This is a genomic window from Microcoleus sp. D2_18a_D3, from assembly GCF_036702455.1.
Classification (GTDB): domain Bacteria; phylum Cyanobacteriota; class Cyanobacteriia; order Cyanobacteriales; family Microcoleaceae; genus Microcoleus.
Genome location: NZ_JAUBTK010000018.1, coordinates 77,666 through 99,419, shown reverse-complemented (window position 1 = coordinate 99,419; position 21,754 = coordinate 77,666). Strand labels below are relative to the sequence as shown.

Sequence of the window (21,754 nt, the reverse complement as noted above, 5' to 3'; positions counted from 1 at the left end):
AATCTTACACACGCTCAGCGCCGTCAGGAGCCAAAGTCTTTTGATGTAAGGGTTTGAGGCTTTTTCAGCAAGCCCTATTTAGCCTAGTTGGGGGTGCCATCGCACTCCGAAAAGAATAGTCCTGGACGCACGGGTGGTCAGACAACCGGGTTTTTTCCAAAATACTTCGTTGAGGCCAACAGAAACAGCCAAGAACCCGGTTTCTAACGTAGCCTACTGACTAAACTGTTGAGCGTAATAGCCAGCATAGCGAGCTCCCTTTTCCAGCAACTCCTCGTGCGTCCCCGATTCCACAATTCTGCCTTTTTCCAAAACTAAAATACGATCGGCTCTCCGCACAGTCGCCAAGCGGTGAGCGATAATAAACACCGTGCGATCGCGCATCAATCTTTCCAGCGCCTCCTGCACTAAACCTTCGGATTCCGAATCCAGCGCCGATGTCGCTTCATCCAAAATCAATATTCTGGGATCGAGCAAAACTGCACGCGCGATCGCAATTCTTTGTTTCTGTCCCCCAGATAAATTTACACCCCTTTCTCCTACCCAAGTTTGATAACCGTCGGGAAACTCACTAATAAATTGATGAGCGTTAGCAATCTCCGCAGCTTGTTGCACATCTTTCAGTTCATAATAAGATTGACCGAAAGCGATGTTTTGAGCAATCGTACCCGAAAATAAAATCGTTTCTTGCGGTACAATTCCGATTTGCTTCCGCAGAGTATTTAAGGTGACATCTTGAATATCAATACCGTCAATTAAAATCTGTCCCGCTTGCGGATCGTAGAATCTGGGTAACAAGTTTACTAAAGTAGTTTTACCCGCACCGGATGCACCCACGAGAGCAATCATTTCTCCGGGAAGCACCAACAAACTCATGTTTTGCAGAATGGGTGTCTCTGAGTTATAGGCAAAATTAATATTGCGGTATTCGACTTTTCCGGTAACATGGGGAAGTTCAATTGCACCAGGTTTTTCGACTACTGTTGGTTCTATTGCTAATAGTTCAAAAATGCGATCGCTAGAAGCTTCTCCCTGCTTAAAATCCCCGTAATTAGCAGTTGTAATAGCAATGGGGTCAATTAAAAGTGCCACCCCTGCGATATAACTGATAAATTGAGTACCTGTGAGATTTCCTTGAGAAATTTGCCAACCTCCCAGGAAAAAGAGCAAAATCACGCTCATCGCTTCCAAAAAGCCAACTACAACGAACTGAAGTGCTTTTACTCTTTCTGACAGATACTTAGCGCGGCGGTTTTGTTCTGCTTCTTCTGCAAAGCGGGCAATTTCGTAGTCTTCAGCCACAAATGCTTTGATTAACCGAATGCCGCTGAATACTTCTGTCAGCAAAGCGGATAAATCAGAGATGCGATTTTGACTTTGGCGCGAGTAACTTAGCAGTTTCTCGCCAAACCAACCAATTAAAATAGCCATCAGCGGTGCAATAATTAATGCACCCAAGGTTAATTGCCAGTTGAGATAAATCATATATCCCAGGACGGCAATTAGCTGCAAAACACAAGGGATAAACTGATGAAAAAATTTATTTACGACTTCGCCAATGCGGTCAATATCTTCGGTGAGGCGGTAGGATAAATCTCCGGTTTTGGCAGTTTCAAAGTAGCCGAGATTTAGTTTTTGTAGGTGGGAGTAGACTTTTTTGCGGATTTCTAAAGCAATAGTCAAAGCAGCTTTTGCCATCAGCGTATCTTGACCGTACTGGGCTGTACCGCGAAGTAGAAATATAATGGCGCTGAGTGCGGCAATTTGAGCGAACCCTTGTAAATCTCCTTTACCTATAAATTTGGCTGTTTCGCCAACCAGCCACGCTATAATCGGCCAAAATACGGTAAATACTACGGTACAAGCTAATGCTTTACCGATGGTTTGTTTTTGGGGACGGAGGTAGGGTAAGATTTGCCAGTATGTCGATCGAGTTTTCAAGATATTTTGCCCTCGCAAATTCTGTTTTTGGGGATCTCTGCAAGAATATTCAAACTTCGAGCTCCCCTAACCCCCCTTAGTAAGGGGGGGACAAGATTATTATTCAAAGTCCCCCTTTTGAAGGGGGATTTAGGGGGATCTCTGCGTAAGTCATAGAGATATCTGAGCCAGAATATGATAACAGCGATCGGGCAAATCTCAACAATCATTCTTCACCGAAAGCATCCGGGATACAAAGCCCCCGGATTCATCCGTGGGTTAACTGTCCAATTCTTCAATCTAAAATCTAAAATCTAAAATCTAAAATCATTCCTGACCGTCGGCATGAGTCGCTAGTACCTTAGCCCCCGCGACAACTTCGCCCCGAAAGGCGGCTGACTGTCCGGGCGCAAGAGTAACTGGTTCAGCGTAGATAAATCCGTTGTCAATTAAATTGCCTGACTCGTCCAAAACTTCATAATTGACTTTGACATTCTTGATTGTTTTGCAGCCTTGATTAAGGACTTGACCGCTAAAAAAGTTGCCGTCATAATTAGTCGTCGCAATAGACACTTTGGCAGCGATGTTGGAACCGGGAATGCAAGTTTGGGAATTTCCTAACGCTGGCTGTTTCTCGCATAACTTGCCCAAGTCTACTGTTTTGCCGTCGGGGGTTTTCATGTAGCAAAATGGCTCGTCAACTGGTAAAGTTTGAGCCCTTGTATTTGTAAAGTCTGTAAGCAAAGGGCGAGCGGAGAGCGGCGATATTAGCAAAATCGATAAAGCTACTGTTAAATGTAAATAAATCATGTTTTTTCGGCTTTTTCTGAAATAAATTCTACAATATAATTCAGCTAAAATTTAGGCGAGCATATCTATATTTAGGGGGCGTCGCACTCACGCTGCATTGGGCTATGATAAGACATCAAACTTTATAAAGTAAAGTAAAGTCATGGTCGTTACTCAAGATAACCCAGGACAAAAACGTTAGAACTGATTGTGGTGTTCTTGAGCAGGAAAGGAGAGCACTTGACCTCATCCCACGTTCTCAAAATTGTAGCGACTGCCGGCAAGCGGGTCGAGGTTGAGGGGAAAGTGTCGCCGCACTGGCTAAGGCATTCTCCCGCCAGTCAGGCATTGAATAGGGGTGTGCCCATCAACTTGGTGCAAGCAACATTGGGACACAGCTAAATTGAGACGACGGGTCGCTATCTTCACGCGAACCCTGCTGATAGTAGCGGGTTGCATCTGCTGGTGTAGGACTAGGGCAGCAGAACTATAACTGCTTTCTCCACTACATCTTTTCAAACAGGGCGATCGCTATCAGTATATAGCAATCCTAAATGATTTGCGTAATTATTGTAGGGGCAATCCCACGCCCGGTTGCCCCGATAGATAGGGGGTAGGCACGGGGGCACTACCCCTACAAATTTATCTGAATGATTTAGGATTGCTATACTGCGTTGGAGTCTTCATCAACTGCTTTCAAGTGATGTCAATGCTATGGCAACACGCTATTGAAAAACTCCTAAAAGGGAAGTGATGGACGGGTACGGTCAAAAGTTACTCTGTTCTACCCGATCGCACGCCTGGAATTTTGAGGCGGATACGGTAAAGACGATTACTTGCAGTTCGGCAATTGCATTTTTCAAGTAAACTCGGCGAGATCGGGGCTGTAATCTTTAGCCGATATCAGATGCCAATTGGTATTACCAACTAGCCTTAATACCTGCTCGTGATACTGTACCAAAGTCGGCCGGTGACCGACACTGATAAAGGCAGTTCCTGTTTCTTGGATCAACTGATAGAGCCGTCTCTCGTTAGCCACATCCAATGCACTCGTTGATTCATCCAAAATAGCGTAGCGAGGTTTAGTCAGCAGTAGGCGTGCAAATGCTAACCGTTGTTGTTCTCCTAGTGACAAAACATCAGCCCATTCCAATTCCACATCAAATCCACCTACCCGTTCTGGCAAATGGGAAAGATTGACTTGTTCGAGCACTTCGTGCAGTTGTTCATCAGTAACTTGACCGCTGGTGTTGGGATATAGCAATTGGCTGCGTAAGTCCCCTAGCAGCATATAAGGCCGTTGGGGCAAAAACAGCGTTTCCTCCGGTTTAGGACGGACAATGCAACCCGTACCCGCATTCCACAATCCTGCGATCGCTCGCATTAACGAACTCTTGCCAGCGCCAGAAGGTCCAACAATCAAGACGCTTTCACCCTGCCCCACCTTGAAAGATAAATCTCTAACTAAGATTCGCTCATAGTTAGGCGTCTCTAAGGTAACCCGTTGGAGGGCTAGATAGTGCTGTTCCACAACATCAATCGTTGCCATGCCTGCTTGAGGTGCTGCCATTTGCTCGGACAGAACCCGATCAAATGTTCCTAAACGATTAATCTGAGTGGTAAAGTTAGTTAGCATATCAAAATTCTCGGCAATAAAGCCCAGGGCACTTAAAATAGACACAAACGCTCCAGAAGCTTGCGTTACCTGCCCAAAATCTATCTGACCCGCAAAGTATCGAGGAGCTAAAAAAACTATAGGTAAATTTGTAAATATCATCCCGGTTCCTTGGGTAAAGAAACCAAGGTTACGCTGCAAGACAATCAGGTTAGTGAAATTATTCAAAGCTTCATTAAATCGCTGTGATACTGCACTAAATTCACGCTCTTCACCTCGGTAAAATGCAATGGATTCACTGTTGTCTCGAAGATGAACCAAACTATAGCGAAAATTTGCTTCTCGTTGTAACTGATTGAACTTTAATCTACTTAACCTCTTACCTATAAAGATAGTGAAAACAGTTCTAAAAGCAGCCAGTATAAATACAACTAAAGTCAGGGTCTTGTCAATTGTAAAGAGAACGCCGAGAAAAGAAATTATTGTGACAACTTGGTTGAATAATAATCCCCAAATATCAATATTTTGCTTAACAAACAAATTAACGTCTTCAGCTAAACGCTGATCGGGATTATCAACCTTATCATTGAACTTAATTTTGTAGAAACCTTGATTGCTAAAATATTTCTTCAGTAAGTGATTCGTTAGCCACTTTCGCCAGTAGAGTTGCAGTACATTTTGCGAATAGAAGAAGGAAACCATAATGGGCGTGAATATGGCAAACACACCCAATAGCATCAGCCACATCTTATAGAAGTCTGAAACATTCTTTCCCGTGACTGCATTCATCAAGTCCCGCATAATATAGCTCAGGACTATGCTTACACCATTGAAACCTAGCATTAATAACATTACGAGGGCGAACAACCCCCTAGCTCCCCATTTTTCTCTGGAAAAGAAGTAGGGGTTTGCGATCGACCAAAACTGCTTTACGGACTGCTTCAATTGATTCATCTTTTCTTATGGGTAGGAAAAATTGTGCTTTGGTGGAAACTACCGGTAGCGGATGGAGCAATTCTCATCGTTCTTGTCCATCAGCGACACCTGGTATGGGTGATGCTCCCGTGGTACTTCCCTAATGATGCTCGGATAACTTCAGGATTTCTATCTTAAGATAGATGACACATCTTAAACATCAGTAATTTTACTGACTTAACGGAACTTACCCGGCACACGGGGTAAGTTCCGTCTGAAACCATTGCGAGGTGAGACTTGCCCGGAGCCTCCAAGTCTTTTACATGACTACAATCTCTTACAACCCTTATGTGGCAGGGTTTTTGCTTAAATTCATCAGAGAACAATACTCTCGCCCTAAATATTGAGAAAATCTTAAATACATGACTACGGTTTGTCTGCAGTCAAGTCGCTAAAACCGAGACGGGACAAAGAATACAGCCTCCAGAACTACCCCCGCAGGGGGTAAGTTCCGATTTAACTAATGCGAATGGGAAGTCCCGCGCTCTACCGAAGGTGAGCGTCGGGATGAAAACTCGCGGTAAAAATAAATTGAGCGACAGCGAATCAATATCCTTTTTGTGCGCTATGATGATTTTATCGGTATTCTGCAACCTTGATAAATGTATAAAGCTTACAAGTACAGAATTTATCCCACAGATGAGCAAGATGTCTTGCTTGCAAAGTCTTTTGGCTGTGCGAGATGGTTCTGGAACTATGCTTTGAATCTATGTCAAGAAACTTACAAGAATACTGGCAAAGGACTATCTAGGGCATACATACAAGGCTTGCTCCCTGCACTCAAAAAAGAATACGAATGGTTAAAAGAACCTTATTCTCAATGCTTGCAGGTGGTGGCGTTGAATTTATCTACTGCCTACAAAAACTTCGGCTCTCCTGGGTTTATGGTGGATACGGTATAAGACACAACTTTTCGCGATTCTGTGATGCCCTTGGAGTAAGGATATGCGGTTTGTTTATCACCACAAACTCAGGAGAGCCAAAACTTCTTTGACAAGAGGGCGATGCTGCCCAAATTCAAAGCCAAGCATGGCAGGCAGTCGATCGGCTACCCTCAAAATGCCAAATTCGACGGTGACTATATCAACCTACCTAAGATTGGTTTAGTTTTCTGTCGGCGACATCGTGATTTTGAGGGCGACATCAAGACCCTTACCGTATCTCGCAACCCGGACGGCAAACATTTTATTTCTGTTTTGATTGACGATGGGAAAGAAAAGCCTGAGTTAGTCCCAGCAGATAAAGCTATTGGCATTGATGTAGGGTTAACTCATTTTGCGATCACCAGTGATGGTTCTAAGTTTGGCAATCCCAAACATTTTATCAAGCGTCAACGCAACCTAAAACGTAAACAGCAAAAGCTTTATCGCAAAAAGAAAGGTAGTCAAAACCGAAAAAAGGCAAGACTGGTAGTGGCAAAAGTTCACTCCAAAATTGCTAGATGCCGTGAAGATTTTCTACAGAAGCTATCCCGCAAGATAGTTAACGAAAACCAAGTTATTGCAATAGAAAATCTTAACATCAAAGGCATGGTAAAGAATCATAATTTAGCTTCATCCATTAGTGATGTTGGCTGGGGTATGTTCTGCACGATGCTTAAGTACAAGTCCGAGAGTGAAGGAAAACAATATGTCGAGATTGATCGATGGTTTCCTAGTTCTAAGACTTGTCATGTATGCCTAAATCGAGTTGATAATCTCACTCTTGATGTTAGAGCATGGAGTTGTCAGCGTTGTGGTACTCACCATGACCGTGATGTAAATGCAGCAATCAATATTAGAAATGAAGCCTTGCGGATTTTGGCGTTAGGAACTAGCGCTTCTGCCTGTGGAGGGGATGTAAGCCGACCTGGCAAAACTTCGGTTTTGCTGGACGCCATTCCCGTTGAATCAGGAAGCCAGCGCTGTACCACTTAAGTGGTCAGCGTCTGGTAGTTCACAATCAGTAAAATGGCTTTAAGCTGTTGGGCATCTAAATTGTATTTTTGGGCGGGCTAGAAGCCCACCCCACAAGAATTAGATGCACGGGCTAGGAGCAACGGCAAACAAGCATTAAATACGCAGCTTACGAGATTATCTAATACTCGGCTTTCTATTGCCAAGATTCCGCGCTCCGGGAATTTTCCGGCTGGGACGGCGACTGTTCAAACTGCTCGCAGTTCGAGCATTCAAAGCATCAGCAGAAGGTATCAAACCCAAGTCTTGCAAAATTTCAACAGCCGCCCTTTGTCCCGTTTCGCAAGCGCCTTCCATGTAACCTTGATTTTCCAGCGAAGTGTGTTCGCCGGCAAAATATAAATTGCCAACTCGTTCGCCTTCAACGCCGTACATTTGCGTCCACTGTCCGACTAAATAGCAGGAATAAGAACCTTTAGAAAAGCGTTCTCCCGGCCAATAAGCACGCACCGCTTTGCCCGATCGCAAATTTCTCACTCCGGGAAAAACTCTTTCAAATTGGTTCAAAAATCTTTGTGCTTGGTCTTCTGGAGTTCCGGCACCGATCGACAAACCCTGCTTTCCTCCTGTAAAATTAGTAACTAAACCGTTAGGAGTAGGAGCGAAAGGTGTAGCTTCCCAGGTACTCTGGAATTCTAAATCGCTATAAACAGAAGCAGTCGATCGATAAAGTTCCCGCCAAATCCGGCTGCGGTAGCCAGTAACTAACTTAGAATTAGTACCGTAACCCAACTGCTCGATCGCCCTGCGCTTTGGTTGGGGCAAAGGTACGTTAATTTTAACGTCTCGCAGAGTGCTGAACGGTAAAGTTAACAAAACTCGCTCGTAAGTACGCTCGAACGCGCTTAGTCCCGATCGCAAATTTACCCGATAGCGGCCATCCGGCAAAAGAGTAATCGCTTCCAAAACCGTCCCCGCCTCGATCGAACCAGACAATTGACCCGCCAAACGGTTGATAATTTGACTGTTGCCGCCGTCAATTTGATAACGCTCGTCGCTGTTGCCGTACAATTCAAAACTGCCAGCTTCAGAACCGATTAAAAACAGTAGATTTAACGCCGACTGTTCTTCGGGATCTCGACCGTAGAATACCGTATAAGCAACCCGCAACAATTGTCGTAGTAGCGTGCTAGTATCAGCTTGGTCTAGATATTCAGCGATCGAAAGATTGTCCAATCTTTCCGCTGCTTCCGTAAAATCTTGATAGCTAATGTTATCTCCGATAGCGCCCAAATCTTCATTAATTTTATTGGCTAGCGGCGCAAAATCCGCGATTATTTGCTCAAGAGGAAGTCGTCGCCCTTGAAAGAAAAAAGTATCCTTCACAAATCCACTCTGCACCTGGGCTAAGTCGATCGCCCGCAAACCCAATTCCGTCGCCAGCGAGATTAAATTAGTATGACCGGTGTCAATAAATTCTCCTCCCAAATCCGCCGGAATTAGCGTTCCAGCCACCTTGGGAACCGTGCGTATCCGCCCCCCCACGCGGTTAGTTGCCTCGATTATATCGGCGCGTACACCCGCTTGGCGCAAGCGATAAGCCGCCGTCAAACCCGCAATCCCTGCACCCACAACCAAAATCGGCGATCGTCCACCCTGTTGAGCAAAAGCTCCCCCTCCATCCCTGGTAAAAGTCGCAGCAGCGGCAGCCCCCGCAGCCGCTAAACCCCCGTGCAGCAACTGGCGACGAGATATGGCAGAATTAGGAATGCGATCGCTCAGCATCCCCAGCAGTTCATCAGCCGGAATGCCCGTTTCCCTTGATTTCTGGGCAATACTCGCAGCGCGGCGCAGCATAGCCATCAGTGCAGACTTAGCCATAATTAAGACATCCTCACAAAACAAAACTTTGATGTAAACTGGATTCTCGATCGTGCACTTTCCAGACTAAAGCCCAGAGAGATTTTTTTAATAATGCTAACCCTCAGAACGCTGTTCGACAGGAAATTTTATCTCGAAAACAACCCAGATGTCGCCGTAGCAGTTGCCAGAGGCACGGTATCGAGTCCCTTCGATCACTACCGAAAAATTGGCAAATTTGAAAATCGCGACCCGAATGCCCTGTTCGACGCCAGCTATTATTTAGACACCAATACAGATGTAGCGGTATCAGCCAAACTCAACGGCTTTTCAGGAGCGGATCACTTTATTAGATTCGGTCAATTTGAACGACGCAACCCCAACCCTTTCTTTGATATTGGTTTCTATCTAGGAAGCAACCCAGACGTTCAGATAGCAGTCCAAACAAATCAATTTACCCCATTTGAACACTACTTGAAAGCCGGTCAATTAGAAAACCGCAAACCCAGCGTTTTCTTCGATCCCAGCTTTTATCTAGAAAAATATCCGCTGGTAGCTGCAGCAGTCCAAAGCGGCGCAGTTAAAAGTGCGATCGACCATTACATTCAATTCGGTCAACAAGAAGGACTATTGAGCACTCTCCCCGATCCCGCCGACAATTTGAACGCAGCAAAAAGCCTGGGTATTCTCGGAGAAATTCAAACTGCAAGCGATTTTGTGGGAAATGCTGAACCAGCCGACATTTACAGTTTTATCCTCAATACTCCCAGCCTTTTCAGTGTAACTGTTGACGGTTTGAGTGCAGATGTTGATATAGAATTAATTCAGGATCTCAACGGCAACGGCGCAGTTGGATTAGAGGATTTTATTGCTTCGTCTAACAATTTAGGCACGGCATCAGAAACAATTGTCAGCAATGGGGCTTTGCCTGCGGGGACTTATTTCGTCCGCGTTTCTCAATTTCAAGGCGATACCAATTATGACTTGAGATTGCTATCCGCTCCCTCAGTAATACCGCCCGAAATCTAAATCAAAATAACGTATATAGCAAGCCTAAATCACTCAAAAAAAACCAGACTTCTCCTCACTTCTCCTCTCTTCCTTCGCGGTCTTTGCGCCTTCGCGGTTCGTAAAAAAACATCGGGTTCACAAATGATTTAGACTTGCTATAAAACAGGTTGCAAAAAGGGCGATCGACAAGTTGCCCAGGTTTCACTTATTTAGTGGCTGGCCCGCTGGGAGAGGGCAAAGATTGAACAGGTGCCGGAGGCCAATTAGAGCGACTTCTGGTGAGAGTGGTAGACACCAAAGCATAGCCCAAAACAGCAGGAAGGACGATCGCACTCAGAAACACGATCGCCATAGCCCAAGTCATCGCATTCGAGATCGGGCCGTAATGAGTGCGGTAAGGGTCAAACATTGGTAAATTAGGCATCGGCGCATCCCGCAGCGCGATCGGACGTTTGAACCGCACCCGCCTGTCGTCTAGCTTTTCGAGCAAAATCCAGCCAACTTCCGCCTCTTCCCGGCATAGCTTGTGAAAAATCGCAGGATTGCGGAACAAATCGTTGCTAGCCCGCACAATCTTGTACTCCCAAACCGTCAAATCAACAGAATTGGGATCAGATGGGGGAGTGCCATTGGAGCGCGCATTTTCAGGCGCATTAAAATTATCCTCTTGAGATTCGTACCGAGTCAAAACTTCCTCCTCCTCATCGCATTTTTGCCCCGCATCCAATTGCTCGTGGTTCACCAAAAGACCCACAAGCGCAGCCTCCAAGCCGAGACTGCCAATCATCAAACTCCAAATCAGAATTTCCACCATAAAAGGAGTTAAAAGTTAAAAATCAAAAACTCAAAAGACTCGCTTTTAACTTTCAATCTTTAATTTTTAAATAGCCTTCTACCACACAATCTGCACCCACCGCGCGCCAAGAAACCCGCTCTAAAGTCAAAGCCTCAGTCATTGCCGAAAAGCCCAAATCTCCCACTGGAGTTGGAGCTCCTTGGCCACCGACAATTTTAGGAGCAATAAAAGCCATAATTTTTTGAACTGCACCCTCAGCAATTGCCCTCGCGGCCAAAGTGCCGCCGCACTCCCAGAGTACAGAAAGAAAAGATCGATCGTACAAATAAGCCATAACATTAGTCGGTGTCAGAGGCGAGAGCTCCACAACTTCCACCCCTTTGGCGATCAAAAATTCCTGAAATTCCGGGTTAACCCCAGGCTCAGTCAGCACCAAAGTAGCCGCCACAGAGGTTTCCCACAACCAAGCCGACTTTGGCAAATCCAGAGTGCGGCTCATCACCACCCGCAGGGGATTATTCCTATCAGGCTGGTGACTCGTCAGTAGGGGATTGTCCAGACGCACCGTATTTCCCCCAACAATCACAGCATCGCAGCCGACGCGCACCCGGTGTACCTCGCTGCGAGCCTCCTCGCCTGTCACCCAAGCGCTGTGGCCGCTACTGGTAGCAATTTTACCGTCCAAAGTCATTGCATATTTCAAAATTCCAAAAGGCCGGCGGTACAAAATCCGGTGCACAAAAGCCTCGTTGAGTTTTTGGCAAGCCTCCCCTTCCACTCCCGCCACCACTTCAATGCCCGCCTCTCGCAACCGGGCCAGTCCAGTTCCAGCTACCAAAGGATTCGGATCGACCATGCCAGCCACTACTTTTGCCACCTTGGCCTTAACTAAAGCTTCGGAACAGGGGGGAGTCCGGCCGTAGTGATTGCAGGGTTCCAGGTTCACGTAGACGGTCGCTCCTGCGGCGAGTTCCCCCGCTTCCCGGAGCGCAAAAACTTCGGCGTGAGGTTGACCGGCACCGGGATGAAACCCTTCGCCGACAATCTTGCCGTCTCGGACAATTACAGAACCGACAAGGGGGTTGGGTGCGGTTTTGCCCAGAGCACGGCGAGCCAATTCTATGCAGCGGCGCATCATGGCTCGATCGAACTCTTGAATTTCGCTGTTTTCCAGTTGTTTTGTACCTGGCTGCTGTCGATTAGCTAAGCTGGCGATCGCTTGAGCGTCCGCCGGAAAAGTTTCCATGAGATTTTGGTATTATATCTATCCCTGAGTGTACTGACTTTGATGCTAATTTTGGCTGCTAGCAGACGATCGATTGCTGCTGGGGCCCACTGTAAGTTACCAGGCTGTCAGGGCAATTTATGGCGATCGGGCAGCTTCTAACCCGATCGCATAGCTTTAACATTAAGAAACAATAGCAGGTGCTTGAAAAAACAATGAGTCAGGACATGAAGCGGGAATTTGCCAGCCGCGACGAATTAATTGCCTACGTGCGTGAACAGTTCCCCGAAGCCGCCGGCCGGGACAGCAGCGTACCCCCAACCCCAGGCGGGCGGAAAGCAGCCGAGACAGCCCTGCAACAAATTGACCCCAGCAAATACGGCTCAACCCGCAATTTCCTCAACGGTGCGGTAACGCGCTTGTCGCCCTATTTGCGCTACGGGGTTTTGAGTCTTGCGGAAGTCCGGGATGCCGTGCTGGAGAAGGTGCGGCATCAAGAAGAGGCCGTAAAACTTGTCAACGAGTTGGGTTGGCGGGATTATTGGCAGCGACTGTACGCCGAATTGGGCAACGGGATTTGGGAAGACCGGGAAGCCTACAAAACTGGTTACACTGCTAAAGATTACAGCGAAACTCTGCCGCAAGATGTCATGGAGGGCACGACTGGTTTGGTTTGCATCGACAGTTTCAGCCGCGAGTTGCAAGAAACTGGTTATTTGCACAATCACCAGCGGATGTGGACTGCCGCTTATCTCGTACACTGGCGCCGCGTGCGCTGGCAAGCCGGAGCTCGCTGGTTTTTGCAACATTTGCTAGATGGAGATCCGGCGAGCAATAATCTTTCTTGGCAGTGGGTAGCCAGCACTTTTAGTCACAAACCTTATTTTTTTAATCGGGAAAATTTGGAGCGTTACAGTAAGGCCGTTTATTGTCGGGATTGTCCTCTGTATGGGCAATGCGATTTTGAGGGAACTTACGAATATTTGGAAGGGAAGTTGTTTCCTCATGGAGAAAAGGTCGATCGTAGCGGCGGTTCTAAAAGTTGGCAAGGCTCTAAAAAAGGTAGCAGAAATTAAAAAGTCAGTTGTCAGTAGTCATTAGTCATTAGTCATTAGTCATTAGTTATCAACAGTTAACAGTTAACAGTCAACAGTCAACAGTCAACAGTCAACAGTCAACAGTCAACAGTCAACAGTCAACCGTCAACCGTCAACAGTCAACAGTCAACAGTCAACAATTCCCAATTTATGAACAATTCGATTATTTGGCTGCACGGCGACTGTTTGAGTCCTGAAGGCCCCGCTTTTCAAGCGCACCCAGAGGCACCGGCAATCTGGGTTTGGGATGATGCGCTGATTGATGAATGGCAGTTGAGTCTCAAACGAATGGTGTTTATTTACGAATGTTTGCTGGAGTTGCCGGTAGTTATTCGGCGGGGCGATGTGGCTGCGGAAGTTATCGCTTTTGCGATCGAATCCGGCGCTAATCAAGTGGTAACTACCGAAAGTCCCAGTCCTAGGTTTCAGGATATTTGCCGGGAAATTAAGCGATCGCACCCAGTAGAAGTTTGGCCACCCGAACCATTTGTCCGCTACGATGGTTACATTGATTTGAAGCGTTTTTCTCGCTATTGGCGCGTCGCTGAAAAATATGTTTTCTAATTGTAATTGGGAAATGGTAACTAGAAATTGGTAACTGGGAATTGGTGTTAAATCCATTAAGTCCTGTACACTGCTTGTTGCCGAACTTCAAGCGAGCATCTCATATTTGTAAAAACAGTTCTTCTGCCCCCTTCCTTCTGCCTGTTTCCTCCTGCCTCCTGCCTCCTGCCTCCTGCCTCCTGCCTCCTGCCTCCAACTTCTAGCTTGCCTGCTTTCATTGAGATGCTCCCAACTTCAACTCCCCTTCAAACGCTCCAACAGCCATTGAAATCTCGATGCCGCCAAATCTGGATTTTCGACATTTTGCGGGATGCCGTCCTCGCCGTCGGGATCTTCATATATTAAACCATCACTATCATCGCCGAAGCGTTTGACTGTACCCCGCAGTCTCGACGACAGAAATTTGGTAATCGCCCGATAAAACCGCAGGGAAAAAAGCACGTCTTGCTCGAGTTTTTCAGTTAGCAGCCGGCGGGGAATTGACAGGATGAGACACTCTTCAATTGCCGTGACGCTAGCAGAAGGAAGCCTGCCGTCTACAAAAGACATTTCGCCTAACACTTCCCCGGAAATAATTTTTCCAATTTCTTTGTCGCCCAAAGATGATACAGCAACGCTCAAAGTTCCCTCCAGAACTATGTACAGGGCGTCTAAGGGCTTACCTTCGGTGATCAGGGTTGTGCCGGGGAGGACTTGGGTGCGGGTGCCGTTGGCGAGCATCCAATCGATGTCGCGATCGCTCAATTCGCCTAATATCACTAGAACTTTGCTCATAAAGTCAGGTTGAGATGAGATACTTTGTATTTTTTTAGTTGTTTAGTAGCGTGCAGTTGTTAGATGGTCAGACCCTGAGCGAAAGCGAAGGCTAAACTTTACAAATAGAAGACTAAATTTTACACAATTTTCATCATAAAAATGGGTAGAAACCCCGTGCTTTTAGCACGGCTTTACATTTAATTTGAATCCCCTCGCGGGGTGGAGGGGTATGGTTGCCCCTCCAATGAGGTATGGTTGCCTCAAACTCCCATTTCTGGGGTAAAGTTAGCTTCGCTAATGTTTTAAGAGCTTGTTAAGCTAGCAACACCGTCGAGCGTGACCTTAAGACTGTTTAGTTGCAAGCGATAGAGCGGAAAACTAGCTTCGCATTTTCCGGTATCGTGACCCAAAAAATGTAGTCAGTAAAGACTTAAGCTGGTCGGGATGGCTTGTTAGATTTCTCTTTCAAGCCTCATGCCGTCAGGGCTGAGGTTCCTGACAATATTCAGTAATATTGACACGATCGAGCCACAAATATTTCTCTGATCGGTGGTATTATTCTACATTAATTGTCAGGGACTGTGCAGCAGCCGATCGCGTTGTATTAACTGCACTTGCTTGGGGCGGCGGGGTTGCCCAAACTGTTTTGACAGCTTGCTGTCTCTTGGTTTCGAGCTGGTGCCCCCTCAAAAACCGGGTTTTTCCGGCGTGGCTGCGAGTGCAGCGCCCCCAAGTACAGTATTGTAGAATGCAAGCGAGACGCGCGATCGACCCATCAATTAAACATGATTAAGGATGGAATCATCCCTAGGATTGATTTTTTGCCGATCGATCGGTAAATTAAAATTAGCCTCTAAACCCGCCGTCCGTTCTTGAATCTAATCAGCTTGAGAGTTGACTATTCAACAGTAAAATGGCAATCTAGGAACAACACAACTCATATTTGTGTCTTTTTTGAGCAAAGCTCTCGATGTTCGCCCTCAAACACTTACACTTTTAACACCCCCTTCATTGAGGAGTTTCTATGAATAGTCTATTTTCCAAGTCTACTTTTGCGTTAATAAATCTTGCAGCTTTAGCTGTTTGTTGCAGTACCATGTCAGCGAAAGCTGAAACTGGCAACTTGCCCGATGTCGCTACAACTGCAACAATAGCCGCTCAAAATATTGACCAAATTTCTGAGCCGACGGCAACTTCAGCAGTTAAACCCGACGCAGAAACAACGGCTAGTAATAAAAAAATTGATTCAATCAGTTGGAGCGAACTAACAGAAGCGGCAGAGCCAGCAGCCTCTGAACCGGCCGCCAACTCGCAAGTATCTATTGCTGCACCAGAAAAATCGGAAGCAGCAACATCTGAAATTGCTGAGACAGAAACAGCGCAAAATACATCCATTGCTGCTGAGACCCAAAAGTCGGAAGAAACCGCTAAAATTGCTGATAATGCTGTCCAAGTGCAGTCAACAGTCGAGACTGCCAAAAAGAGCGATCGACCTACCTCAATTGTTGCCCAGACCAATAATCTGGAAGTAACAGCAACGAAGGAAGAAAAAGAAGTCCAAACCGCACAAGAATTGTTGAGCAATCCTGTCAGCACTTCCGCTTCAGCTTTGACAAACCAACCGAAAGTTGCTGAAAAACCGGCAACTGTCTCCGAAGCAACTGAAAAAGTGGCTCAAGGAACTCAAATCCGACCAGGCCGAGCTACCCGTTCTGGGCCCAGCTACATCGGCATTGGCGGCAATCTAGGTTTTGGCGGAGATTCAGCTTTAGGCGACGGTTCATTTGCCATTATTAGCAAAATCGGTTTGACGAGCAATTTGTCGGTGAGACCGACTGTTTTGTTCCAGGACGACTTAGCTTTTCTAGTTCCCGTTACCTTCGATTTTGTATCTCAAGATGCCGTCGAAGTCACCGAGGATTTTGTGATTACTGCTGCTCCTTATGCAGGTGCTGGCGTGATAATTTCTACCGGGGATGACGGTACTTTGGGCTTCCTGATTTCGGGGGGTGTAGATGTGCCGCTGTCGAGAAATTTAACCGCAACAGCGGGACTGAATGTTGGTTTTGTAGACGGAGCTGAAGTGGGATTGTTAGTCGGTGTCGGCTATACGTTCCCGAATATTGCCCGGTAGTGTTGCTGTTTGAGCAAACGCAGGACAAATAAATATGTGCGGGGTTGGCTGTAGGAATACAGTCAACCCTTTTTGATGATGGAAAATCTGCCTATGCGATATGTAGGGTGCGCCATAAGCACAGAGCGGTAATGTAGGGTTTGAAATCTTCGTAGAAACCAGGTTTCTTTACTCGTCCTGGACGCACAATCCCGATAGATGAAGGATAATAGGTCGTTTCAGCCATCAATCTAAGGCCAAAAAGCCGGAATATTCGTGACAGTGTGCAAGTCTGATAGTTGTATAATAGACAGACTAGCCAAGCGTAAAAAGTAGAATCCTATGTCGCAGGGAATCTTCAACAAAATCCTCAATCAGCTTGACACTCTGGAACTGCTAGAACTACAGCAACTAGAGCGCGCTATAGGGATATATCTGGCCCAGAAAGAACAAACTGCTCAACGGACAAAATTGCACCAAGCGCTGTTAACTTCTGGTTTAGTAAAAAAAATCAAGCATTCTTCTGGGAGTCAGCAAACAGAACGGCGACTAATTCAGGTACAGGGTAAGCCTGTTTCTGAGACAATTATTGAGGAACGCCGCTAGATGACAATTTATTTTGTAGATAGCAGTGCGCTGGTCAAACGCTACATTAATGAAATAGGTTCGGCATGGGTTTTGAGTTTGTGCGATCCTGCACTTAACAACGATATATTGATTGCTGCTATTACAAGTGTTGAAATTGTTGCTGCAATTACCAGAAGGTCGCGCGGCAGAAGTATCAATGCGACAGATGCTACAGCAGCGTGCAATCAGTTCAGGAGTGACCTACAATCTGAGTATCAGGTTGTAGAATTCACCGAAAGCATTATTAACTCTGCAATGGCATTAGCTGAAACCTACGGATTGCGAGGCTATGATGCTGTGCAGCTAGCAACAGGCTGTGGCATAAATAACCTTTGCACAGCTAACAGTTTGCCTGCGATAACTTTTGTATCTGCTGACGGGGAGCTGAATGCAGCAGCAACAAGTGAGGGTTTGATAGTTGAAAATCCCAACAACTACCCGTAAGGTCGCAAGCCCGTACAGTAAAAACCGCACAAATCTCGTTTGTAGCCGAGTATCGGGATGCTCCCGGCTCGATCGTACTTTCTCACCAACCACCCGAAAAAACCGTGACCAAAACAGAAATCTTAGCAGCACTCAAAAATCTGACAGCAGAAGAACGCCTAGAAATCATCGAAACAGCTTCGCGGATGATGCGCGAAGAAATAGAAGAAAAAGCCCAGCGCAAAGCCGAGAGAAAGCGGAGACTCAGAGCCGCAGCAGAAGCAGCGGTTCCTTTGTATGAACCAGGAGGGCCACTGCACGATTTGTGGTCGCCCGACAGCGAACCCTATTTCGATTCAGAGGAAGAATACCTGAGCGCAGGGGTAGAAACTAATGCGTAAGGGCGCAATTTGGCTTGTCAGACTAGATCCAACGGTGGGAGATGAAATCGGCAAAACTAGACCAGTTGTGGTTGTCAGCGATGATGAAGTGGGAAATTTGCGACTCAAAGTAATTGTTCCAATTACAGCATGGAACGATCTTTTTTCCCCGCTTGATTGGATGGTGCAGCTCGAACCGACATCAGAAAATGGCTTGGCGAAACTCTCCGCCGCCGATACTTTTCAAGTCCGTTCCGTCTCGCAACAAAGATTTGTCCGACAACTCGGAACCCTGTCCGAGACAATTATGGAAGAAATTGCAGAAGCACTGACAATTGTTTTGGATCTAGATTGAATAACTAGGCAACAGCGTACAAATAGTGTTATTTATAGATAGATTGTATGGCGCGATGGCCTAAATGATTCCTATACAACTTACACTCAAAAATTTTCTCAGCTATCGCGAAGCTGCTTTAGACTTTCGCGGCCTGCACACCGCTTGCATTTGCGGGCCTAACGGTGCTGGCAAATCCTCCCTCTTAGAAGCCATATCCTGGGCACTTTGGGGCTGTTGCCGCAGCGATACGGAAGACGATATCATCCATATCGGCGAAACAGATGTGCGCGTTGATTTCACTTTCTCCACCGGCGGCCAAATATACCGGGTGATTCGCAACCGCCGACGCGGACAATCGGGAAGTTTGGAATTTCAAGTCAGCTTGAATTCTGCCGAGAGTGAGGAAAAACTTAATTTTCGCACGCTCACAGACAAGGGGCTGAGAACAACTCAGCAAAAAATCCTCGAACACATCAAACTAGATTACGATACTTTCATCAATTCGGCATATTTGCGGCAGGGGCGAGCTGATGAATTTATGCTCAAAAAGCCGATCGAACGCAAGCAAGTTTTAGCCAACCTGCTCAAACTCGACTCCTACGACACTTTATCCGAACAAGCCAAGGATACCTCCAAACAATTTAAAGCTCAAGTCGATGTACTCAAACAGAGTTTGCTAACCGTACAAGAGCAACTGCAACAAAAAGAGGCTCTCGCTTCCGAACAAACTCAATTGCAGCAAGCAACCGATTTGCTTCAGCAGCAGCAGCAAGCCGACACAACCGAGTTACAGCAACTGCAACTTCAGCACCACAACCGCCAAACTTGGCAAAAACTCCTCGCCGGCCACCAGCAACAGCACTACAATATCTCTCAAGAATGCCGCCGTTTGCAGCAAGAACTCAGCGCAGCCAAACAGCAGCAAAATGAGCTACAAGCCCTCCTAGGGCAAGAAAAGGAAATAACAGCAGGCATTGCGTATTTCCACAGCTTGCAAGCGACAGAAGAGACTCTGGCTGGCAAATTCAAAGCCAACCAACAAGCCCAAAATCAGCGTCAGCAATTGCAAGAACAGCAACGGCAAGAACTGAGCTTTTTGCAAAGCAAAATTCAGCAGTTGCAAGCTCAATTAGAGGTTTTAGAACAAGATGAAAAAGATGTTCTGGAAATTCTCAAACAGCAACCGGAGGTTGATAAAGGACTCGCACAGTTGCAAGCAGTTCGATCGCGCCTCAACGAACTAGAGCAACTGCAACTGCAAGTTTCGCCGCTGCTACAACAGCAGCAGCAAAAGCAACAAAAGCTCGATCGCGCCCGCGCCGGTTTAACCGCCCGCTTAGACGAAATCAACCGACAGGTGCAAGTTCAGCAGCAGAAGCGACAGCCGCAATTACAGCAGGAAATCTCGGCCATCGCCAATCAAATTTTGCAGTTGGAAAACAAGCGAGTTTATCAGCAGCGAGTCCGCGAAAAAGGTCAAGAAAGGCACGACTTTCTCGGAAACCTGCAAGCAAAAAGCCGCGACTATCAAACCAGACTGGCCGAGATCGACCAAAAACTGCAACTGCTGCGGAAACATGAAGGAGAAAAAACTGCAGGCGAAGGTAAAGCCTCGAATTTTGCAGAAAACGAGCCATCGAATTCGCATTTAATGGTGCGGGATGCAAATTTTGGCAATTGTCCTTTGTGCGATCGACCTTTAGACGAACACTACTGGAATTTGGTAGTCACAAAACACCACACCCAACAGCAGGAAATTTGGAACCAACTGTGGGTTGTGCGCGAACAGTTGGCCGTCTCCGAGCGCGAAATTCAAGTTCTCAGACATGAATACCGCGAACTAGAAGAGGAATTAGCGCCCTACCAAGAATTGCGGGAACGCCGCAGTCATTTACAAGCACAATTAGATAGCCTGGGCCAAGACGAAAACCGACTGCAAAGTATGCGTCAAGACGCTGCAGAAATAGAGCGGTTGTTACGCACCGGCGAGTATGCAGCGGAGGATTTGGGCGAACTCCAGCAAATCGAACAGCAACTGCAACAGCTCAATTACAGCGATCGCAGCCACTCCCTCGCCCGCAGCGATGAAAAGCGCTTGCGGTGGGCGGAAATTAAGCAAGCTCAAATCAAAGACGCTCAGCAGAAACTGAATAAAATTAATGCCCGCCGCCCGGATTTGCAAACTCAATTAGCCACCGTACAGCAACAGTTAGAACAGCAAAAAAATAGCTCGGAAATACAGCAGCAAATTCTGTCTTTAGATAGATACATTGCGGAAATTGGCTATAATTTGGAACAGCACGAACACGTGCGGAACGAAATGCGCCGAGAGCAGTTTTGGATCGCCCGCGCCGAAAAATTGCGATCGGCAACTGTGCAGTACCCGCAAGTGCAGCAGCGGGTTAATGAAATAGCAAATTCCATCGCCGTGCGCGATCGAGATTTGCAAGCTGTCAGCGCTCAAACTGCCGCGATGAACCAGCAGTTGCAAGAACATCCCGATCCCACAGCCCGCATAAGTGCGATCGAACAGCAAATCAGTCGCCGCCGCCAGCAGTTAGACCAACATTTGGGAAGTCTCGGACGCCTCCAGCAGCAGCAGCAAAATCTGGAAAATCTGCAAGTTCAGCTAGTAGCTCAAAAAGAGCAAATGCAAGTTGCGAAACGCCAGCAGCGAGTTTATCAAGAGTTGGGTCAAGCATTTGGTAAAAACGGCATTCAAGCTTTAATGATTGAAAATGTTTTGCCTCAACTTGAAGCTGAAACCAATCAGATATTGTCGAGATTGAGCGCGAATCAATTGCACGTTCAATTTATTACTCAGCGAGCGGCTGCTTCTAAAAAAGCAACTAAATTGATTGACACTTTAGACATTTTAATTGCTGATGCTCGCGGTACTCGCGCCTACGAAACTTACTCGGGCGGTGAAGCTTTTCGGATTAATTTTGCGATTCGGCTGGCGCTGGCGAGACTGCTGTCTCAGCGGGCGGGCACGGCTTTGCAAATGTTGATTATTGATGAGGGATTCGGGACTCAGGATGCTGAAGGGTGCGATCGGCTGATTGCTGCAATTAATGCGATCGCCTCCGACTTCGCCTGCATCCTCACCGTTACCCATATGCCCCACCTGAAAGAAGCTTTTCAAGCCAGAATTGAAGTAAGCAAAACTGCTCAGGGTTCTTGCCTTAGCTTGTCAATTTAAAAGGGTTCACGAGCCGGATGGAAGCAAAAGAAGAAAAAAAGTTGAAAATATCAGTATTTTCACCTTCGGTTTTCTTGCCGCATTCGGTATTTTCATCTTCTGTTTTCTGGATAAGTACCGAATTCCTTCGGTGGTACTACTTTTAAACCAGGAGGCAACTGTATGCCCG

The 21,754-nt window shown here is 46.6% G+C and carries 18 protein-coding genes and 2 pseudogenes; 13 read left to right on the top strand and 7 right to left on the bottom strand.

Annotation, left to right across the window (positions count from 1 at the left end):
- Window positions 1–213: 213 nt before the first annotated feature.
- Together QUB06_RS11365 and QUB06_RS11360 are read right to left on the bottom strand one after the other, a co-directional pair.
- Entirely contained in the window at window positions 214–1,941 is a 1,728-nt protein-coding gene (locus tag QUB06_RS11365; RefSeq protein ID WP_333435368.1) for an ABC transporter ATP-binding protein, read from the bottom strand.
- Window positions 1,942–2,247: 306 nt separating this feature from the next.
- The gene (locus tag QUB06_RS11360; RefSeq protein ID WP_333435367.1) at window positions 2,248–2,730 is read right to left on the bottom strand and encodes an FxLYD domain-containing protein; all 483 of its coding nucleotides are present in this window, start codon (window positions 2,728–2,730) and stop codon (window positions 2,248–2,250) included.
- Window positions 2,731–2,919: 189 nt separating this feature from the next.
- Here QUB06_RS11360 and QUB06_RS11355 point away from each other — a divergent pair, with 189 nt between their 5' ends.
- The gene (locus QUB06_RS11355; protein ID WP_333435366.1) at window positions 2,920–3,111 is read left to right on the top strand and encodes a tyrosine-type recombinase/integrase; all 192 of its coding nucleotides are present in this window, start codon (window positions 2,920–2,922) and stop codon (window positions 3,109–3,111) included.
- Between the two features lie 457 nt (window positions 3,112–3,568).
- Here the strand turns inward: QUB06_RS11355 and QUB06_RS11350 are convergent, their stop codons facing one another.
- Window positions 3,569–5,278: an ABC transporter ATP-binding protein/permease gene (locus tag QUB06_RS11350; protein ID WP_333435365.1), complete on the bottom strand. Its 1,710-nt coding sequence runs from the start codon at window positions 5,276–5,278 to the stop codon at window positions 3,569–3,571.
- 623 nt (window positions 5,279–5,901) lie between these two features.
- On the opposite strand from QUB06_RS11350, the pseudogene QUB06_RS11345 reads away from it, so the two are divergent.
- Both QUB06_RS11345 and QUB06_RS11340 read left to right on the top strand, forming a co-directional pair.
- Window positions 5,902–6,162: pseudogene (locus QUB06_RS11345) on the top strand (RNA-guided endonuclease InsQ/TnpB family protein); the annotation flags it as partial.
- 120 nt (window positions 6,163–6,282) lie between these two features.
- Window positions 6,283–7,215 (top strand): annotated as a pseudogene (locus QUB06_RS11340) (RNA-guided endonuclease InsQ/TnpB family protein); the annotation flags it as partial.
- Between the two features lie 156 nt (window positions 7,216–7,371).
- Here QUB06_RS11340 and QUB06_RS11335 read toward each other — a convergent pair.
- Window positions 7,372–9,075, bottom strand: a complete 1,704-nt coding sequence (locus QUB06_RS11335) for an NAD(P)/FAD-dependent oxidoreductase (protein ID WP_333435364.1) — start codon at window positions 9,073–9,075, stop codon at window positions 7,372–7,374.
- Window positions 9,076–9,168: 93 nt separating this feature from the next.
- Here QUB06_RS11335 and QUB06_RS11330 point away from each other — a divergent pair, with 93 nt between their 5' ends.
- On the top strand, window positions 9,169–10,083 hold the full coding sequence (locus tag QUB06_RS11330) for a PPC domain-containing protein (RefSeq protein WP_333435363.1): 915 nt from the start codon (window positions 9,169–9,171) through the stop codon (window positions 10,081–10,083).
- 187 nt (window positions 10,084–10,270) lie between these two features.
- Here QUB06_RS11330 and QUB06_RS11325 read toward each other — a convergent pair whose 3' ends face one another.
- Complete coding sequence (locus QUB06_RS11325; RefSeq protein WP_333435362.1) at window positions 10,271–10,879, bottom strand: hypothetical protein; 609 nt, start codon at window positions 10,877–10,879, stop codon at window positions 10,271–10,273.
- A 52-nt stretch (window positions 10,880–10,931) separates the two neighbouring features.
- Window positions 10,932–12,107: a bifunctional diaminohydroxyphosphoribosylaminopyrimidine deaminase/5-amino-6-(5-phosphoribosylamino)uracil reductase RibD gene (gene ribD, locus QUB06_RS11320; protein WP_333435361.1), complete on the bottom strand. Its 1,176-nt coding sequence runs from the start codon at window positions 12,105–12,107 to the stop codon at window positions 10,932–10,934.
- Between the two features lie 194 nt (window positions 12,108–12,301).
- On the opposite strand from ribD, the gene QUB06_RS11315 reads away from it, so the two are divergent.
- Window positions 12,302–13,162 carry an FAD-binding domain-containing protein gene (locus tag QUB06_RS11315; protein WP_333435360.1) on the top strand — a complete coding sequence of 287 codons (861 nt, stop codon included), beginning with the start codon at window positions 12,302–12,304 and terminating at the stop codon, window positions 13,160–13,162.
- Between the two features lie 171 nt (window positions 13,163–13,333).
- Window positions 13,334–13,747, top strand: coding sequence for a hypothetical protein (locus tag QUB06_RS11310; protein ID WP_333435359.1), 414 nt, complete (start codon window positions 13,334–13,336; stop codon window positions 13,745–13,747).
- A 234-nt stretch (window positions 13,748–13,981) separates the two neighbouring features.
- On the opposite strand, the gene QUB06_RS11305 is transcribed toward QUB06_RS11310, so the two are convergent.
- A complete protein-coding gene (locus QUB06_RS11305) occupies window positions 13,982–14,521 on the bottom strand; it encodes a cyclic nucleotide-binding domain-containing protein (protein WP_333141825.1) in 540 nt (179 codons plus the stop codon).
- A gap of 496 nt (window positions 14,522–15,017) precedes the next feature.
- Here QUB06_RS11305 and QUB06_RS11300 point away from each other — a divergent pair, with 496 nt between their 5' ends.
- The 7 genes from QUB06_RS11300 to QUB06_RS11270 all read left to right on the top strand — a co-directional run bounded on the left by QUB06_RS11300 (window position 15,018) and on the right by QUB06_RS11270 (window position 21,585).
- A complete protein-coding gene (locus QUB06_RS11300) occupies window positions 15,018–15,296 on the top strand; it encodes a hypothetical protein (protein WP_333435358.1) in 279 nt (92 codons plus the stop codon).
- A gap of 231 nt (window positions 15,297–15,527) precedes the next feature.
- Window positions 15,528–16,637, top strand: coding sequence for a hypothetical protein (locus QUB06_RS11295; RefSeq protein WP_333435357.1), 1,110 nt, complete (start codon window positions 15,528–15,530; stop codon window positions 16,635–16,637).
- Between the two features lie 321 nt (window positions 16,638–16,958).
- Window positions 16,959–17,222, top strand: a complete 264-nt coding sequence (locus tag QUB06_RS11290) for a hypothetical protein (protein ID WP_333287582.1) — start codon at window positions 16,959–16,961, stop codon at window positions 17,220–17,222.
- Window positions 17,223–17,687, top strand: a complete 465-nt coding sequence (locus QUB06_RS11285; RefSeq protein WP_333435356.1) for a type II toxin-antitoxin system VapC family toxin — start codon at window positions 17,223–17,225, stop codon at window positions 17,685–17,687.
- A gap of 104 nt (window positions 17,688–17,791) precedes the next feature.
- Complete coding sequence (locus QUB06_RS11280) at window positions 17,792–18,067, top strand: hypothetical protein (RefSeq protein WP_333211260.1); 276 nt, start codon at window positions 17,792–17,794, stop codon at window positions 18,065–18,067.
- Window positions 18,060–18,401, top strand: coding sequence for a type II toxin-antitoxin system PemK/MazF family toxin (locus QUB06_RS11275; protein WP_333435355.1), 342 nt, complete (start codon window positions 18,060–18,062; stop codon window positions 18,399–18,401). The genes QUB06_RS11280 and QUB06_RS11275 overlap by 8 nt, the downstream gene beginning before the upstream one ends.
- A gap of 64 nt (window positions 18,402–18,465) precedes the next feature.
- The gene (locus tag QUB06_RS11270) at window positions 18,466–21,585 is read left to right on the top strand and encodes an AAA family ATPase (protein WP_333435354.1); all 3,120 of its coding nucleotides are present in this window, start codon (window positions 18,466–18,468) and stop codon (window positions 21,583–21,585) included.
- The last annotated feature ends 169 nt before the right edge of the window (window positions 21,586–21,754 follow it).

Coding starts and splice junctions, on each gene's coding strand:
- ribD (WP_333435361.1), bottom strand. CDS start 12,107: ATGGAAACTTTTCCGGCGGACGCTCAAGCGATCGCCAGCTTAGCTAAT.
- QUB06_RS11325 (WP_333435362.1), bottom strand. CDS start 10,879: ATGGTGGAAATTCTGATTTGGAGTTTGATGATTGGCAGTCTCGGCTTG.
- QUB06_RS11360 (WP_333435367.1), bottom strand. CDS start 2,730: ATGATTTATTTACATTTAACAGTAGCTTTATCGATTTTGCTAATATCG.
- QUB06_RS11295 (WP_333435357.1), top strand. CDS start 15,528: ATGAATAGTCTATTTTCCAAGTCTACTTTTGCGTTAATAAATCTTGCA.
- QUB06_RS11335 (WP_333435364.1), bottom strand. CDS start 9,075: ATGGCTAAGTCTGCACTGATGGCTATGCTGCGCCGCGCTGCGAGTATT.
- QUB06_RS11305 (WP_333141825.1), bottom strand. CDS start 14,521: ATGAGCAAAGTTCTAGTGATATTAGGCGAATTGAGCGATCGCGACATC.
- QUB06_RS11290 (WP_333287582.1), top strand. CDS start 16,959: ATGTCGCAGGGAATCTTCAACAAAATCCTCAATCAGCTTGACACTCTG.
- QUB06_RS11330 (WP_333435363.1), top strand. CDS start 9,169: ATGCTAACCCTCAGAACGCTGTTCGACAGGAAATTTTATCTCGAAAAC.
- QUB06_RS11285 (WP_333435356.1), top strand. CDS start 17,223: ATGACAATTTATTTTGTAGATAGCAGTGCGCTGGTCAAACGCTACATT.
- QUB06_RS11275 (WP_333435355.1), top strand. CDS start 18,060: ATGCGTAAGGGCGCAATTTGGCTTGTCAGACTAGATCCAACGGTGGGA.
- QUB06_RS11270 (WP_333435354.1), top strand. CDS start 18,466: ATGATTCCTATACAACTTACACTCAAAAATTTTCTCAGCTATCGCGAA.
- QUB06_RS11315 (WP_333435360.1), top strand. CDS start 12,302: ATGAGTCAGGACATGAAGCGGGAATTTGCCAGCCGCGACGAATTAATT.
- QUB06_RS11310 (WP_333435359.1), top strand. CDS start 13,334: ATGAACAATTCGATTATTTGGCTGCACGGCGACTGTTTGAGTCCTGAA.
- QUB06_RS11350 (WP_333435365.1), bottom strand. CDS start 5,278: ATGAATCAATTGAAGCAGTCCGTAAAGCAGTTTTGGTCGATCGCAAAC.